Origin of the sequence: Marinobacter sp. ELB17 (assembly GCF_000169375.1) — a bacterium.
In the GTDB taxonomy this organism is placed as follows: domain Bacteria; phylum Pseudomonadota; class Gammaproteobacteria; order Pseudomonadales; family Oleiphilaceae; genus Marinobacter.
This window is the reverse complement of sequence record NZ_AAXY01000001.1, coordinates 60,818-76,779: the sequence shown is the minus strand read 5'-3', so window position 1 is coordinate 76,779 and position 15,962 is coordinate 60,818. Positions and strand designations below refer to the sequence as shown.

At 51.3% G+C, this 15,962-nt stretch carries 20 protein-coding genes and 1 pseudogene; 3 read left to right on the top strand and 18 right to left on the bottom strand.

Going from position 1 to position 15,962, the window contains the following annotated elements:
• Nucleotides 1–477: 477 nt before the first annotated feature.
• Together MELB17_RS00450 and MELB17_RS00445 are read right to left on the bottom strand one after the other, a co-directional pair.
• Entirely contained in the window at nt 478–702 is a 225-nt protein-coding gene (locus MELB17_RS00450) for a transporter substrate-binding domain-containing protein (RefSeq protein WP_007348130.1), read from the bottom strand.
• Nucleotides 703–822: 120 nt separating this feature from the next.
• Nucleotides 823–2,541: an aconitase family protein gene (locus MELB17_RS00445; protein ID WP_007348129.1), complete on the bottom strand. Its 1,719-nt coding sequence runs from the start codon at nt 2,539–2,541 to the stop codon at nt 823–825.
• Nucleotides 2,542–2,586: 45 nt separating this feature from the next.
• Here MELB17_RS00445 and MELB17_RS24445 point away from each other — a divergent pair, with 45 nt between their 5' ends.
• Nucleotides 2,587–2,763 carry a hypothetical protein gene (locus MELB17_RS24445; RefSeq protein WP_007348128.1) on the top strand — a complete coding sequence of 59 codons (177 nt, stop codon included), beginning with the start codon at nt 2,587–2,589 and terminating at the stop codon, nt 2,761–2,763.
• A gap of 458 nt (nt 2,764–3,221) precedes the next feature.
• Here MELB17_RS24445 and MELB17_RS26395 read toward each other — a convergent pair whose 3' ends face one another.
• From MELB17_RS26395 to MELB17_RS00365, 16 genes and pseudogenes are all read right to left on the bottom strand, one after another.
• The gene (locus MELB17_RS26395) at nt 3,222–3,512 is read right to left on the bottom strand and encodes an HAD hydrolase-like protein (RefSeq protein ID WP_007348127.1); all 291 of its coding nucleotides are present in this window, start codon (nt 3,510–3,512) and stop codon (nt 3,222–3,224) included.
• Nucleotides 3,513–3,536: 24 nt separating this feature from the next.
• Complete coding sequence (locus MELB17_RS24440; RefSeq protein WP_007348126.1) at nt 3,537–3,677, bottom strand: hypothetical protein; 141 nt, start codon at nt 3,675–3,677, stop codon at nt 3,537–3,539.
• 217 nt (nt 3,678–3,894) lie between these two features.
• Nucleotides 3,895–4,191, bottom strand: a complete 297-nt coding sequence (locus MELB17_RS00430) for a 4a-hydroxytetrahydrobiopterin dehydratase (protein ID WP_007348125.1) — start codon at nt 4,189–4,191, stop codon at nt 3,895–3,897.
• A 137-nt stretch (nt 4,192–4,328) separates the two neighbouring features.
• Nucleotides 4,329–5,501: a pyridoxal phosphate-dependent decarboxylase family protein gene (locus tag MELB17_RS00425; protein WP_227498748.1), complete on the bottom strand. Its 1,173-nt coding sequence runs from the start codon at nt 5,499–5,501 to the stop codon at nt 4,329–4,331.
• A 172-nt stretch (nt 5,502–5,673) separates the two neighbouring features.
• Nucleotides 5,674–6,129: a GNAT family N-acetyltransferase gene (locus MELB17_RS00420; RefSeq protein WP_007348123.1), complete on the bottom strand. Its 456-nt coding sequence runs from the start codon at nt 6,127–6,129 to the stop codon at nt 5,674–5,676.
• A 708-nt stretch (nt 6,130–6,837) separates the two neighbouring features.
• A complete protein-coding gene (locus MELB17_RS00415; RefSeq protein WP_036183065.1) occupies nt 6,838–7,254 on the bottom strand; it encodes a GFA family protein in 417 nt (138 codons plus the stop codon).
• Nucleotides 7,255–7,346: 92 nt separating this feature from the next.
• The gene (locus MELB17_RS00410; protein WP_036183062.1) at nt 7,347–7,664 is read right to left on the bottom strand and encodes an antibiotic biosynthesis monooxygenase family protein; all 318 of its coding nucleotides are present in this window, start codon (nt 7,662–7,664) and stop codon (nt 7,347–7,349) included.
• Nucleotides 7,648–8,232, bottom strand: a complete 585-nt coding sequence (locus MELB17_RS24865; protein WP_198136416.1) for a hypothetical protein — start codon at nt 8,230–8,232, stop codon at nt 7,648–7,650. Before MELB17_RS24865 ends, MELB17_RS00410 begins: the two co-directional genes overlap by 17 nt.
• A gap of 70 nt (nt 8,233–8,302) precedes the next feature.
• Nucleotides 8,303–9,202 (bottom strand): alpha/beta fold hydrolase, encoded by a 900-nt coding sequence (locus MELB17_RS00400; RefSeq protein ID WP_007348119.1) that lies wholly within the window; start codon nt 9,200–9,202, stop codon nt 8,303–8,305.
• 605 nt (nt 9,203–9,807) lie between these two features.
• Nucleotides 9,808–10,173, bottom strand: coding sequence for a hypothetical protein (locus MELB17_RS00395; RefSeq protein WP_007348118.1), 366 nt, complete (start codon nt 10,171–10,173; stop codon nt 9,808–9,810).
• Nucleotides 10,174–10,280: 107 nt separating this feature from the next.
• The gene (locus MELB17_RS00390) at nt 10,281–10,583 is read right to left on the bottom strand and encodes a type II toxin-antitoxin system RelE/ParE family toxin (RefSeq protein WP_007348117.1); all 303 of its coding nucleotides are present in this window, start codon (nt 10,581–10,583) and stop codon (nt 10,281–10,283) included.
• Nucleotides 10,580–10,861 carry a type II toxin-antitoxin system Phd/YefM family antitoxin gene (locus MELB17_RS00385; RefSeq protein ID WP_007348116.1) on the bottom strand — a complete coding sequence of 94 codons (282 nt, stop codon included), beginning with the start codon at nt 10,859–10,861 and terminating at the stop codon, nt 10,580–10,582. Before MELB17_RS00385 ends, MELB17_RS00390 begins: the two co-directional genes overlap by 4 nt.
• A 161-nt stretch (nt 10,862–11,022) precedes the next feature.
• The gene (locus MELB17_RS00380; RefSeq protein ID WP_007348115.1) at nt 11,023–11,340 is read right to left on the bottom strand and encodes an antibiotic biosynthesis monooxygenase family protein; all 318 of its coding nucleotides are present in this window, start codon (nt 11,338–11,340) and stop codon (nt 11,023–11,025) included.
• Between the two features lie 207 nt (nt 11,341–11,547).
• Nucleotides 11,548–13,119: pseudogene (locus tag MELB17_RS00375) on the bottom strand (transposase).
• Between the two features lie 113 nt (nt 13,120–13,232).
• A complete protein-coding gene (locus MELB17_RS00370) occupies nt 13,233–13,496 on the bottom strand; it encodes a Txe/YoeB family addiction module toxin (protein WP_007348113.1) in 264 nt (87 codons plus the stop codon).
• Nucleotides 13,493–13,735, bottom strand: a complete 243-nt coding sequence (locus tag MELB17_RS00365) for a type II toxin-antitoxin system Phd/YefM family antitoxin (protein WP_007348112.1) — start codon at nt 13,733–13,735, stop codon at nt 13,493–13,495. The genes MELB17_RS00370 and MELB17_RS00365 overlap by 4 nt, the downstream gene beginning before the upstream one ends.
• Nucleotides 13,736–13,979: 244 nt before the next feature.
• Here MELB17_RS00365 and MELB17_RS00360 point away from each other — a divergent pair, with 244 nt between their 5' ends.
• The gene (locus tag MELB17_RS00360; RefSeq protein WP_007348111.1) at nt 13,980–14,885 is read left to right on the top strand and encodes a tyrosine-type recombinase/integrase; all 906 of its coding nucleotides are present in this window, start codon (nt 13,980–13,982) and stop codon (nt 14,883–14,885) included.
• A 1-nt stretch (nt 14,886) separates the two neighbouring features.
• Complete coding sequence (locus MELB17_RS00355; RefSeq protein ID WP_007348110.1) at nt 14,887–15,942, top strand: IS91 family transposase; 1,056 nt, start codon at nt 14,887–14,889, stop codon at nt 15,940–15,942.
• The last annotated feature ends 20 nt before the right edge of the window (nt 15,943–15,962 follow it).

Below are 15,962 nucleotides of genomic sequence, written 5' to 3'. Positions count from 1 at the left end.
TGGGCAGTCCCGGGCCAGCCGCCTATCCCTATAACCCGGGCAACTCGGGAAAATCCAGAAGGCGTACCAGAAGTGACTCGTCAATCCGCTGAAATGAGAACTTAGGTATGGAACGCCTCCTTGATATCTTCAATCAAGGAATGCGCCTTCGTCGGCGACGACTGTTCGGCGACAATTAGGACGACCGGACAGGATAGTTGACGCCGAACAGACGACGTCGGTTCCTCAATAAAATTAGAAGGGAGTCCCTGCGGACCATCAGTGACAGCAATGAAGTGGCCACAAGATTCTTCATCAAATATTTTTATATTTAAAGCGGCTTTCCTTAACGTCAAATTTTGTCGGTGAACAATGGGTGGCATCTTAACAAGTACGGATTTATTGAGTGACAAGGGCTCCACCCACTTAAACTTATCCCGGCGTGCCGACGTATTGAAGGTTGTGAATACACAGGCGTTATCATCAGTCATGGCATTATTATAATAATGCCCTTGCCCAGGGGAACACGCTCATCTCATAATCAACCCCTGCTTTATCAAGTATAAGCTTAACCTGTTCCGTCGCTACCCCTTTAATCTCGCCATTTTCCGTATAGCTCAAAGGTGCATATTCCTCAGTCACAATCATTAGTTTTTCTGCGTGAGCGGGAAAACTCAACAGGATGGCTGAAAATAAAAACAGATATAGCTGGAAAATTCTCATAATCCGATAACTCCGGCTGAACTAATATGTCGTTTATTTAAACAGATTATCGAGTATCAAACTTTGTTCAATTTTTAGCGCTAGCCTGTCCCTTAAACCATTCCTGCCAGTCCCTGCTGCTTAATTCTGAAGCCATTTTGGAAGACGTTCTGGTGCATGGCCGCTGATAGCTGTTTCAACGCAATCCTCAAGGCTGCCGATTCGGGAGTGCCTTCCCGACAAACCATGAGCGTAGTGGGCATATTTACCGGAGTTAGTGAATAAGCCTTCAGCGTCCGTTGGAAAAACAGGTTCTGTGATTGAGCACCAACAAAGATCGGGAATGAGCCGAACGCCTGCTCGTTCCAGACGGTCCACGATGCCCTCAGATCTCGCTGCCTGCAGCATTTCTCTTCCAATCGTTATAATCAATTGAGTCGATGGATTGCAGTGACGTTCTCCGAAGAGATCGGCAATGCGGCGAGCTTCATCTATAGACGCATGTGGGCTTCCGATAGCAACAAGATCGATTTTAAGATCTCCCCGATTAAGTTCGTTCCAGGCGCTAATGAATTCCGGGATTCCGATAGATTGATGTTCGGCATCTGCTGAAGGTAAAAGATGCGCCTCAGGTGTATGGCCGGCAATGTGCAGCATCGGGACGCCTGAGGTGGTACCGAAAGCTGCGCATAGCGATTTCAGATCATCCGTCGATGGTTTCAGGTTTTCCAAGCCGGTCAAAAGCGGTATGTGATCGGGCGAAAACTTTCCAGCCAACCACCCCAAGAGTGGCCAGAAGAGTTCGTCATTATCTCCTGGCGTAGGAGGCGGTGTAACATTCAGAACCCTGCGAGCGACGCGACCCTCTTGCGTATAAACGCCTGATGCCGGAGCGCGTCCTGTCATTGCTATAAACAGATCGAGATAATCAGGATGCTTGGGGGTGCGGGCACCGAGCACCGTATTGGCGAAGATGACCGCGTTTGATTCTGACCAGCCGATCACTTCGCCGAATTCTGGTGCGTCGTCCAGGAGGTAAGGGGCGCAAGTGAAAGTTGGGCGGGCACCCATCCTGACGTAGGCGTCAGCCAGTCTGCTCGCGCGGTTACCAAAGTCATCAGGTACATGCTGAGAGCGCCAGTTTTCTCTATCGACCGAAATGGCATTGATGGTTGTAGGTATTGAAACTTTAGCACCGAGATCGGCCAGCTTTTCTGCGAAGATCAGATTTGCCGAATGAGCCAGGATACAACCGTCTATGTGCCCTCTTGTGACATCTGTGAGCTGCCGGGTTCCACCGGCGGCAGCCATCAGGCAGATGATTTCCATCGCCATTCGCGCAGCCGGACCGGCTTCATTGTTCAAACGTGCTTTGTCTGCTTCACAGAGATCTATGTCGCCAAGTCTGGTTGTTACGAGTTCGAGGTCGAGGTTATCAGCCTTAATTCTGTGTCCCGAGATCGATGCTGTTTTCGAGCGAGCCAGAGCCTCGTAGTCGACGGGCAATAACGAAATCGTTGGAAGGGGCCGGCCAAAAATACGATCGGATACCAGAGCACCGAGGGTTAAAACCTCCTCATGCTCCCGAAACACCAGAGCTGCCGGCGCAAGGGAATTCAGGGATAGTTCAAGAAGAACTCCGCTGCCACTGCAAGAGCCGCGAGAAGTCGGCATCATCAGAATTTTTCCAGAGACCGACTCGCCATAATTCGGATGATGCACATCGATAATGCTCCCGAAATCGGGATCGACGCCACCCCAGAAGCTAAGACCTTCATCACAGACAAGGACCTCACCTGATGCCTCTCCTTCAATAAAGATACAGCTCTGGTCTCTGGTGCCAGCCGCTAATGTGTCCAAAGTGCCTCCGATGGTTTAGTAAGGTGAACTACAAGATATTCGAGGATGGCTCACGCCGCCATAGGCCCTGCACCTTTTGCCTACATGAGCCGCCCTTGGCTGGACCAAGCCGCGCTGCCCAATATCCTGCCGATCGTTGAGCTGGACGTTGGTACTGCCCACTGGCCCATTGAATCCTTCACCTGGGCGTTCTCAGCGAACACCGCCCACATCATCGCGTAGAGTGACGTCGAACCGATGTTCCGCAACATCGGCGAGCGTCTAACAACCGGAGGGGCGTTTTGCCTTTACGGTCCGTTCAATAACCGGGGCCATTGATGAGAAGGCCTTGCCTATTCTGGAGCAGTTGAACCTTGATACTGGCCGATGGTGCGAGCGGGCCACGAGGTTTGAGGCTACCTATCAGGATTACCGACAGCGCCGGCGACGACAAGCAGCCTGAGCACTTCCCTCCCCTCTGAGTAACACTTTCCAATCTGGCAGACTGGCCGGAGTTTTGGCCTGTCTGGCACACAGCGCTACCAGACAAGATTGTTCATATTTCACACACAAGCTTGGAAATAAACCCAAAATACACGCGCCAGAAATAGCAAAGGCCTGGGAGCGGAACCTCCGGGTTTTTTAGATCGGGTCAGGCTATGTTGTGCCTGTCCATCGTGGGCTTTCTGTGCTTGGCCTTGTTAAGCCTCACGTGCACTATCCAAGTAGACCCTTTGGATATAATCACATGCGGCATTCATACTTGGCAAAACCGCTGAGGCTAGGGCAATGGCATCGGTCGAGAGGCCAAACCTACTGACCAAATCGGATGCATTCGCGGGGGTTGGAAGGCCAGCATACAAGTCCTTGTACTGTCGATCGGACAACTGAAACCCGTATGTACTAAGAACCGAATTCCAAAGTTCTAGGTGAACCGGTTCGGAGTTGACGAGTGTTCCGTCGTGATCGAAGAGTACAGCTTGAATAGACATATTGCGAAGGATCCTATGGAGGATTTAACGCGAAGCTTTGCGCTCAGGCTGTTTCCCAGTCGCCAGCGTGAAGGGATGGATATCCAGTGCTTCAGCAACGCCTTTCACACTCTTGAACTCAGTGCTGTACTGCTTAGTTTTCTTCCCCGTGATCATCCCCGGCATCGTTTTACTCCTCCTGCGGAGTTATCGATGCGTGTCTATTTGATTGGGGGAAGTCCACAGTCCGTTGGAATAATTTGTTAGCTTTTTTTATGGCAATGGACCTTACGAAGCCACCCAGATATAAACTCTTTTTAGCTAGACCAAGCAAATAAACTATTCCAAATTAATATCAGTTCTGGCGCGCAGCGAAGCGTAGTCTCCAAGTGGAATTGCTTTGTTAGATTAATTTCGATATTTCCTGTGCTAAGTCAAAATCTCTCTTCGATATACCACCGGCCTCATGGGTTGTTAAGTTTATAACCACCTTATTATATACATTAAACCATTCCGGATGATGATTCGCTTTCTCCGCAAGCATTGCGACTTTGGTCATGAAACCAAAGGCTACAACAAAATTTTGAAACTTAAACTCTCTGTATAACTTGCCTTCCTTGATACACCACAAACTTTCCAAGTCTCTATTGAGCTTTACGAGTGAAGCGTCTATAGCGCTTTGACTGTAACGTTCTATCATACAAACCTCCAAACAATGACAAAATTTAAATCTACATGAAATATTTAAGTGTCTCTTAAAAAATGTGCGCCTAATATGTTTTAAAATCTAACGATTAAATTCACCAACCACCGAAAGCGGTCCTGTGCAACGAAAGGTTAGGCGTGTTCACGACTGGCCGCGAGTATTCTCTCCACCACGAGATCCATATCCACTGACGGATTTGCCGCTACCGAACGCGCCCAAGTCTGGCCATCCAGCACGCAGGTTGACAACATACCTGGCGGTAGCGCCTTCACAAGTTCAGAGGTCGAAGAATACACGGGGCGAAACACATTAATTGCAGTCTGCGGTCTGCCCCACAACTCCAAACGATCAGACTTCTCGATGACGTCTGCTAGCGAGTCAGCCATCTGCATGAGATGGTCGAGCCGTTGGGCCACGCCCTCCCGACCCCAAGCAAGAAAGGTTGCGAGTAAAGGAATAGCCGCAGCCGATCGCGAGCCCTGAATGCCAATATTGGGCTTTGATAGATAGTCACCGCCGAAGCTGATCGCTGCATTCGCTATGTCCAAGTTGCGGAACATTACCAGGGCCGAATCCTTGGGCTGGAAGAGCCACTTGTGGGCAGACACAGCCACCGAGTCGGCCGCTTCAATGCCGTCGAGTATTCCGGAGTAGGATCGACTAAGTCGGAGAGGGCCAGCCCATGCAGCATCAACGTGTGTCCACTTCGCTGCGCCGACCAAGTCCAACGGGTCGACCGCGCCTGTAGCAGTAGCTCCGGCAGTGAGAACAAGGCACGCGTCATCAAGATTCGGGAGTTGGTTGCAGTCTATGCGTCCTTTCCGGTCGACTGCAACCTTCACAAACTCAAGGCCCAGCAGGCGGCACGCCTTCTCGACGCTTAAGTGTGCGGCCTGTGAGGCGACGACCTTTTTAATGCCTACGGCATCACGTGCGGCCCAAATTCCTGTCAGATTTGCAATTGTTGACCCCGCGCAGAAGTGCCCGCCCTCCATGCCAAAGTAAGGTATCAGCCAACTCAAGACCAGTGCCTCCGCCTGGGCGCCAAAGGGCGAGGTCATTTCATGGAGCATGTTCTGGTTGAGACTGGCATTCCATAGCGCCATGGCCCAAGTGATCCACGGGGTTGGAGGGTCCATATGCGCCAGCGAAGTGGGCGAACCAAGTCGGGCGGCCCTGCCTAGAACGTGACCTGAGAGCATTTCCAGCACACGCATATCGCCCAAGCCGGACTCAGGAAGCGTGAAAGGCAGCTCAACAACGTCATAACTTGGCGACGCAAGAAGTTCAAGTGCCTTGTTCAATCCGTCGTGCGGGGAAAAGCTGGGGTCGGGAATACACATACAAGATCCTGTTCGGGTCAGGTTTTGTTGGCTAGCTACTCGTGCGTCGATTAAAGACGCCTAACGCTGAACGAAGCGGTGCGCCTCACGCGTCCGTCTCCGTGACTTGTCAGACGTATGCCCGAAGTCAGGGCTAATCCTGCTTCCACTGGTACATAATGAAATCACTTGGTCCAGAAGTATAATGGTCATAGAAGGCGCGGCCCCGCGCATTGAAGTGCTGAGTAATCCAACGAACAGTTGGCCAGCCACGCTCCACCGCCAAGGCACGCAAACCCACAAATAAAGCATCCGACGCACCAGAACCGCGAGCATCTGGAGCAACGTACATATCATCTAGGAAGCCGACGTCGCAGCCGCCAAGAGTACGGGGACAGGCACGAACGTGTACGAAGCCAGCAATTGTACCGCTTGCATCACGCGCCACTAGCCCTTCAAGGACGTGGCTCGGGTCACGCAGCCAACCCCAGACTTTATCTGCGGTGCTATCGTCCATCGGCACACCATAAAAATCTGCATATCCGTTGAAAAGAACTCGCCACTCAGCCTTGTCGTTTTCGATGACGAAGCTGGTCTGATAGTCAGTCATAACTCTCCCCCTGATGATCGTGAACGTCTAACGCCCGCCATCACCGGTGACAAAGCCGCAGCGAAGCGCAGGTTTTGGCATCCGGTGCATGGTCTGGTTATGTGAGTTTAGTCGACAACGAACAGCTTGGCTCCCTGCTCCGTCGATGAACGGTGAAGCTCTGCATTGTCTGCGACCTGATAGCTCAAACCAGGACTGAGTACAAAACGGCGACCGTCCTCCAGTTCGGTATGGCGCGCCCCGGGTTCTACCCCGATTCTGCGGACACTTTCACTAAGACACATACTGGGTCAAAGGAGTGTCCATGCAGTGTTAGCCCCGCAATCTGGGATCTATGCCGTACCAAGTACCTTCACTACGAAGCACACTACAGCGTGTAAATGAGGTGCGATCTGCCAGGCTCTGCTCATGTTGCCGAGCCCTTTGGTTCCGGTGCACCCCTGGCCCATAGGCAAAGGCGCGAAGGGGTGCCTCATCACGCCAGAATGACACCGTGATTGGATCGAACTCCAGAACGCGTGGGAAGAAGAAGGACTGCTGCGACCGGAGGCCACCAACAGCTTCGATGCCTCGCTGTAGGTTAGCTGCACCCTAGTAGATCAGCTTTTCATTTGGAGAGATCAGTTTTCATCAAAGCGCCTAGCGCAGAGCTTTGCGGCAATTTTTCAGTCGCGAAGCGGTGAAAAATTGTCCGGCAACAGCGTTTTGTTAGGTCTTGCTATTTCGCGGGACATACGCGGCCTCGAATTGGGTGAGGTCATCGTTTATGGGCCACCAATTGGCTTTTGAGCCTGTGTAGCAATGGGCAACTGGCTTTGAGGATAACGGCTCATTGATGAGGCCCACACGAATGCGCAGCACACCAGGCAGCGCGTCTTTTTTGCTGTAGATCGGCGAGCCACACTCACTGCAGAAAACACGCTGCTTGCCAGGCGATGCCTCAAAAGATTTGAGCAATTTAGCTCCGCTGTCTAGCTGGAAAGCGGTCTCTTTGACAGGTGTATTTGTAGCAAAGGGAGTGCCTTGCGCTTTGCGACACTGGGAGCAATGACAAACCTGTATTGGCTCTAGCTCACATAGGATCTGGAAGCGGACCCCACCGCATAAGCAACTACCTGAATACAAAGTACTCTCCTTTTTTGGCCTAACGCCAATATTCAGCGACGGCCTTTGCGTAGCGAAGCGGAGAAAGGCCCGTAACGAACTGGAATTACTGGTTAAATTCCATAAGCCCGCTCAACCTTTGCAACCCGGACTTTGAATTCAGAGTACCAGGCTTTATGACCAAGGCGCTGGGCTTCAAGATGCTCTGCGTTTTGCTTCCAACTTTTGATGGATTCCTCGCTGGCCCAGTATGAGACAGTAATACCGACATCCTCACGGGCTGACTCTATACCAAGAAACCCTTCTTGTTGTGCTGCCAGCTCCAGCATTCTGTCAGCCATTGCACCGTAGCCATGATCACCTGCGGTGCGAGTTGAGCTGAAAATCACTGCGTAATATGGAGGGCTTGGAGTTTTAGCGATTCCTGACATGGTAATCCCCCCATTTTTGGACGAGCGCATGAGCAGCTGTTGCCTCTAGCAGGTCTTTGGCCGCACCAGACAACAATGGGCTGTCCAACGATCCGCGTCGTGCGCGATCAGTATAAGCCTGCAGCGCCGTAGTGAGCGCTTTGCCAGTCAATGAATCGAGTACTTGCGGCTGAAGCGCACCGTCCGACGCAAGATTGGCTTGGTCGATCTGGAACACAATGTCAGAGTGAGTCGGTTCGCGCTTTTCACTCTGTGAATCATCGACGAGGCGAGCAATGGCCACGAAGATAGCGTCGGTAAGTGGAGGTCGAGTTGCCATAGCGCTTGGTCTGCCCTCTAACCCCCGCAGCAAGCGCGCATTTTTTGCGTCGCCTTTCCTGCGTTTGTTATAACCATTACTTACCTTCAACCCAGCCGATATTTTTTGACTGGATCGATTAACGGATATATGTAGCAGGCTATGTTGTGCCTGTCCATTGTGGTTTCCCAAATAGCCAAACGCCCATCGTAATGGCTGGAACAGGGTGAAGGCCTGAACCCGAAAATCAATGAGGAGATAATCGGCCACCTTACTCTGAACGTTTTCGGGAAACACCCTATGCGGACCCCCGCAGGCAGCTTGTTGTCGGGGCTGAGGATTAGATACCCTCGACTACCCGATTAGCCGCGTTCGCCAGAAACTCAAGCAGCGCCTCCGTGAACTCTTCGGGCGCATCCTGTTGTACCCAGTGCGAAGCTCCGATAAGCGGCTTGAATAGCGCTCCCGGAATCTCGTTCGACAGTCGCATCCCATCCTCCGATTTTTGCCATGGATCATCCATTCCCCAAAGAATCATAGTCGGAGCGGAGATACTTCCATGTCGGTCGACCAGGGCCATGGTCTGGTTGGCATTGAGCGCAGAGGCATTGCGGATCAGGCTGAGTTTGCCTGCTTCGCTGGACCAGGGCGCGAGTATGCCGGCGCAAAATTCTGGCGTTAGCCGAGTTGGGTTCGACAAGCCCATAGCCAGGCTTTCCTCCAGCGCAGCAATCAGGTCCGATACTGGTCGTGGCTTCCAACGCATAGGATGACCAAAATCGAGCATGTCGTCATCAAAGCTGTCGTAACAGACAGAATTTGTAATCACAAGCCGATTCACTCGCGGTTGATGCTCTATTGCCAGAATGAGTGCAACTGCTCCTCCCGTATCGTGGCCTACCACGTCCACGGCATCCAATTGAAGGCTATCCAGCAGCGCAATAATCATGCGAGCCTGGTCTTGAAATGAACGGTCAAAGCGGTCTCTGCGATCGGACCAGCCATGCCCCAGAAAATCAGGTGCGATAACTCGATACCCTGCTTGTGCGAGTAGGGGGATGACAGCGTGATACAGGTATCCCCACGTCGGTATTCCATGCATCAAAAGAACCGTGCCTTTGAAACCCTGACCAGTATCAATGTAACGGATCGTGACTGGTATATGTGCAACCGCGCGCGCCGGGAGCTCAATTTCTTTTTGCGAAGATTTAAACTCTTCCCAAGTCGTCCAATCAATCATCAGTGACTCCACTCTGTAAAAAATTCTGCCTAACACTCGGCTAACCGGCAAATTTTTGATGACGGATTTTGTTCGTTTCTTTGCTCAAAAGGTAACAGCTAAAATTTATCCATTTGAGATTTTTTTATGTTTACATTGAACCAATAGGCCCAAGCACACCAACAGGCAATAATAAAATCTATTGCGGTAGTTTTGCAAATACTTGGAGCTTAAAAAAATACCAACCTACTGTAACGAATACTAAAGAGAAAATAATAAAGCTTACGGAAATACCAACAACAATTTTTTGAAATGAGTTTAAATTAAACCAACCTGCATAATTTATTACAAGTCCTGAAATCACTAACGTTATAGACACTATGTGCCAACAACCTAGCAAAGTTGCTTTGGGCACATCAGGAAGGTCTGATTTGAGAAAAGGCTGACAGGATCGATTTGCCCTACAAAATATAAAAAAATCAAGTAAATAAACCGACTATTCCTGCAATAAAAATCCAAATATTCAGGTACTCTCCTCGTAAAAATAACGCCAACAGCACGCGCGGCTGCGAAATGGAGGCGAAGCCGCAATGTAGTAGCCGTCGTCGTGGCTGTGACTGTGACTGTTAGGCGATCGGACTGGGCTCGGCACCATTGGTGAAGTATGCCCGTATAATGTAGATGTCCTTGCTTTCCTCAATAGCCGTTGCGAACTCTACTTTTTTCTTTACTGTGGGAAATAGCTTGTCCTTTTGCTTCATGATTCGCCTGAACTCCCATTCAAGACCCTCGAGGGCCTCTATACTTGGTGCACGGGGTCGTTGAGACTCGATGAACTTGTTGAGCTTTCCTTTCCGTTTTTTTGCAGATGACAGTGACATATTCCATGCAGCCTTCACCAAATCCAAGTGTGCCTGCATTTCTTCCAGACTTTCCGCTCTCTTTAGCAGGTCACCGCTAACTGCTATGAGCATTTCTGATACCTTTTCCATACTATAAAATCTTACTCAAACTTGGATTGTGGGGCGCCTAACGCCAACAGCACGCGCCGGTTTGGAGCCGCTAAGCGGCGGAAAATCAGTCGCTGTGCAGCCGCGGGTTATGCTTCATCATCATCGACCTCGGACATCCGCAATAACTGGCTACTGCGACGCACAGTCAAAATATCAACCTGATCTTTGACGCTGTAAATAACCCGATAGGTTCCAAATATCAGCTCTCTGATCCGCGGCGACCCCACCTCGGGAACCATACGCCCACTTTTAGGGAAGTCGGCTAGCTGCTCTACCGTGGCGAATAAACCATCAACCCACCGTAGCGCAGCATCTGGGTTATCTTCTGCTATATAACGAGCAATATCCTCGACACGCTCCAGCGAAAGCGGGGACCAAACAATCTTCATTGACCCAACCGGCTCAAAACCCGAGCCTTCGCGTCTTCATGCGCAATACCATCCCCGGAGGCTATCTGTTCTTCGGCCTTGTACACCTCTTCCAGCACTTCCAGACGCTCTTGCATCCTCTCGTACTCGTGGACACCCACCAATACTGCAACGCCACGACCTCTCTGCGTCAATACCATAGGGCGGCGGGTTTCATGGAGCTGCTTTACAAATGTGGCTACCCCTGCCCGGAACTCAGACAGAGGACGGATATCTTCATCTACACGAACCCTAGACATGGCATTCACCTCAAGTACGTTTTAGCGTACACTGAAGAGTACGGCATTGCCTACAGGCAGACAAGGTGTCCGAGGGAAGAAACATAACGCATAGCTAAGCGGTGCCCTGACAAGGGCATCCGGTGGACGGCCGCGAGCCGGAAACGTACTTGAGCGTTTTGTTAAATGCCATAAGCCCGCTCAACTTTTGCTACTCGGACTTTGAATTCAGAGTACCAGGCCTTATGACCAAGGCGCTGGGCTTCAAGATGCTCTGCGTTTTGCTTCCAACTTTTGATGGATTCCTCGCTAGCCCAGTACGAGACAGTAATACCGACATTCTCACGGGCTGACTCTATACCAAGAAACCCTTCTTGTTGTGCTGCCAGCTCCAGCATTCTGTCAGCCATTGCACCGTAGCCATGATCGCCTTCAGTGCGAGTTGAGCTGAAAATCACTGCGTAATATGGAGGACTTGGAGTTTTGGCGATTCCTGACATAACTTCCTCTTGGCATTTAACGAGGCTGTAGAAAAACCCTTTTCAGAGCCTAATCCGCAGCCACTCTGTTGTTTTTTCGCACCCGGCGATCAACTGGCGCAAGTTTGATCATTTACTGGTAACACTACAGCATTATTGATATCCGGCGCTGAACACTCTACACATGGCCGTCTGTGACCTATATCTGGCCATATCCTAGCCCTGGTTTCATGCTGCTAACTGCCCATAATTCGCCAGCTTCTCAATATTATGCACCAGGCAATACAACTGCCACTGACCCTGCACTTTTTTCTTAGTTCGCAGGCTGATGCGATTCAGACGTTTGTTACTGCCAATGTTGCCGAACACGGGCTCAACCACGGACATGCGATGACCGTAAATCGCTTTGCCTTGTTGGCTATCGACTCGGTGTTTCATCCAGTCGGTATACGTCGGGCCGCGCCTGAGTTCCAGAGTGTAAGAGACCTGTCTTCCTTTGCCTTTACGATGATCTGCTGAGCTGGGGTTTTGCATACATTGATGCTTTTGCGGGCAGTGGCGGCACTGCAATAATCGCCCTTGGAAGTGGGCTCTGGGTACGCCATTTTGGTCGGTTCGGGTGCCTTCGTGGCGCAGGGATTCTCCGGCGGGACAGATGCACGTCATCGTAACCGGGTCGAACTGGAATTCACTGGCCGGAATCACGTGTCTCCAACCGCTCTTCGATGGGGTTTGCGGGCGCTTACCATACTTTTCTTTCTGCTCGGCGAACTTGGGATCACGGCTGCGGAAGCGATTGTCCGGGATGTAACCGTTGATCTGGTGTTCATGCAGGTACTTCATATTGGCTTCGTTGGCGAAGCCGGTGTCGGCGGTCACGATCGCGCCGGTTTGATAGATGTTGTCGGCGATGCCCAGCTTTTTATAGCGACGCTGAACGGTCTCTAACACCGGCTTTAAAGTATGGTGTTCCTGGCCTTCACCGAAGGCTTGTGCATCGATGATGACCTGATGTTTCTTGTCCACCGTCGCCACGCCGTTATAGCCCTGGATCGTGCCTTTGCTGGTGGTCATCTTGCCGCTTTCGTTATCGGTGATGTTGCTCTTCACTTCTTTCAGTCGTTTACCCTGGCCCAGCCTTGGGCTGTTCGTCTTCAGGAAACGGTCCACTTTTTTCATCGACTCATCCAGAGAGAGCACGGTTTTCGCTCGCCGAATATCTCGATCTAGCTCCGCTTCGGTTTCGGCCTCATCCCGCTCGTGATGCTCATGCAGGTGGTGGCGACTCAGTCGCTTCAGCTTGGCCCGCTTTTCGCTCAGCTCTTTAAAGGTGCCAGACCATTCCTTCGCCGCGTCTGATGACATTTTGCAGCCATCTATGGCGAACAGTTCGTTGCCCAAAAGACCCTGCTCATGACACACCAACAGTATTTGCTCGAACAGTTCTTCAATCTCATCGGCGTGCTGGCTGACAAACTTGGCCAAGGTGGTGAAGTGCGGGACTGTATCGCAGGACAGCGCTTTAAAGATGATGTTGGTCTCACAGCACCACTGGATCTCGCGGCTGGAGGTGATGCCTTTGGAATAAGCAAACAGAATGATCTTCAACAGAATGGCGGGATCGTAGGCCAGGCGGCCGGTGTCATCGTTGCGGTACCTAGGATGAAACACCGATAGGTCCAGCTTGTGTTCGATCAGGTAGTGAACCGCGTGCTCGAAGGTGCCGGACTGGAGTTATTCTCGGTAGTTGATGACGACCATCGTATCTTGGTCGTAGTTGTAGTGCTTGAAACGAGGCATTCCGACGGCTCCTTGTCTGTTTTCTCAATACTACCAAAATCTGTCCGACTTGGGGTTTTTCTACAGCCGCAAAGCGGTGGAAAAATTGTCCGGCAACAGCGGCTGGTTATGCATTATTCGTAGTGACTCCAGAGCCGGAGAACTTTTACCACTCGTTCGTCTTCGAGCACTTGGTAAACAACACGATGCTGGATATTGATGCGGCGAGAGTATGCTCCAGCAAGATCACCAATGAGCTTTTCAAACGGCGGCGGCCTCCTGTACGGATCTTCCGCAATCAGCGCCAACAATTCCTGAGCTTTTGGCTTGAGGCTGCTAGAGGCTAACTTCTTTGCATCTTTTTGGGCCTGTTTGGTGTAAACCAACTTCCATGTCACCAGTTCAGCTCCTCATCGCACTGATCCACAGGGGTATCCATTCCCTCTCGAATAGACTCGCGCATACCTGGTACAGATAACAGGTAAAGCGTTTCCTGAATTGCAGACCAATCTTCCTCGGAAACCAAGACGGCTTTGTTCCGTTTGCCCATGATGATGATTGGTTGGTGGGACTCGGCAGTTTCGTCAATCAACCGATAAAGGTTGCTGCGCGCCTCAGTTGCTGTAATTCCGGTCATGAAGCACCTCTGATGTGTTCAACTTTTTACCATTGTACGCTTTTTAGTACGTACGTAAATACGCACGTACTGCATAACGCTTAGATAACCGCCAGCGGTGGAGGGAACCAAAAGCGGCACGCTTTTGGTGTCCGGTTGACCGTCTTGTTGAACGGAGCCGCTACGCGGCAAAGTTGCCAACCCTCCCAAAACTAAGTATTCCCTCTCTCACCCAATTAAGGGCTACAAACGAGAGGGTTTACCCATGAACGCTGCACAGCAAGCACACTACCATTCACTGTACACACAGCATGTTAATGCATTGCACCGGCAGGGAAAAGCCGCCACCACCATTGACGTTTATTCTCGAGCTGTTCGGCGTGTTACCGAGTTTTTTGACCGGTGCCCCGATACATTAACGCTCGACAATCTGAAAGAATACTTTACCGCGCTGGTCCACTCACACTCATGGAGCACCGTTAAGGTTGATCGTAACGGGCTCCAGTTCTTTTATAAACACGTACTCAATAAAACCTGGACCTGGGTCGATATCGTCAAGCCACCCCAAAAGAAAACCCTACCCGATATTCTCACCCAGGCTGAAATCGAGCGTGTCATTAACCATACCCGTGAGCTGCGCTACCAAACCTTTATTCTTGTCGCCTACAGCATGGGGTTGCGGCTTGGCGAAGCCTTGAACCTAAAAGTCGGCGATATCGATGGCCAGCGCATGAAGGTTCATGTGCGCTTGGGCAAAGGGCAAAAAGATCGGGTGGTCACGCTGCCCACCATCACACGAACCGCCCTGCGGTATTACTGGTCAACACACCGTCACCCACAGTTCCTGTTTCCCAGAGGCAGAACACCCGAAGAGAGAAAATTGGCGATTGCCGTCATGGATCGCAGCGGCTTACAGAAATCGTTTAAAGCCATACTCAAAAGCTGCAACATCCATAAAGACATTACGCCTCACAGCTTGCGCCACTGCTATGGCGCACACCTCACGGCCAGCAACCTTCACCTGCGCGCGATTCAATTCGAGATGGGCCATGCCTGCCCTAAAACAACGGCCATCTACACGCAGCTGACCGATGAGGTCCATCAGAACACCCAGTTGATCATTAACACGTTAATGGACCAACTCGAAGTCAAACTCGACGGGGCGGTTTAGCATGAACGTAAAGGAGCTCCTTCATCGCTACGGTGATCGCTTCAAAATCAAGCACGGCAAGTCGACCAGCAAAGACCAATGGTCGGCGCTGAACGCCATGTCAGGATGCCGCGAAGGTCAATACGGCGAGGTCGCCTTGGCGTGCAAGGCGTGCGACTGGTCCGGCCGTGTCTTCCAATCCTGCGGGCATCGCGCCTGTAACCAATGTCAAAACCATAGCGCCACGCAATGGCTGGAGCGACAGCAGAACAAATTACTGCCGGTCACGTATTTTATGGTGACCTTTACGCTGCCGTTTCAATTGCGGGCCTTGGCAAAAAAACATCAGGCCGATGTCTATTCACTGATGTTCAAGTGTGCCACCGACACGCTGAAACAATTTGCCCGCAATGATCGGCAGCTAGGTTGCGACATCGGCATGACCGGCGTGCTGCATACCCACTCTCGGCGATTAGACTATCACCCGCACATTCATTTTATTGTGCCCGCAGGGGGATTACTAAAAAGCCGCAAAGAGTGGCGAAAAAAACGGGGCAAGTATTTGTTCAAGGAAAAGAACCTCGCCACCGTGTTTCGCGCAAGGCTGTTGCAGGCACTCAAACAAAGTGGCCTGTGGTTACCGCGTGACATTCCCAAAGCATGGATTGTCGACTGTGAGCCTGTCGGAAGCGGATTGCCGGCACTGAAATATCTATCCCGCTATCTCTACCGTGGCGTGATCAGCAACAGCAATATCATGGCCGATGATGGTGACACTATCCGCTTCCGGTATGTCAACAGTACCACCGGAAAAACCAACATCAGACAGCTACCTGGCGAGGACTTTATTGCCTTGCTGCTTCAGCATACCCTGCCCAAAGGATTCAGACGGACGAGAGACTTTGGTTTTTTACACGGCAATGCCAAGAAAACACTGCGATGGGTGCAGTACCTGCTCAGAGTAAAGCTGCCCGCGCCAACGGCTAAAGCAAGACCGAGCTTTCTCTGCAGCTGCTGTGCTCAGCCATTATCGATTGTGGGATTTATTAGACCGAGGGTGAAGCCGCAACCGGGATAGCAGAGCGACAGCAACAACAG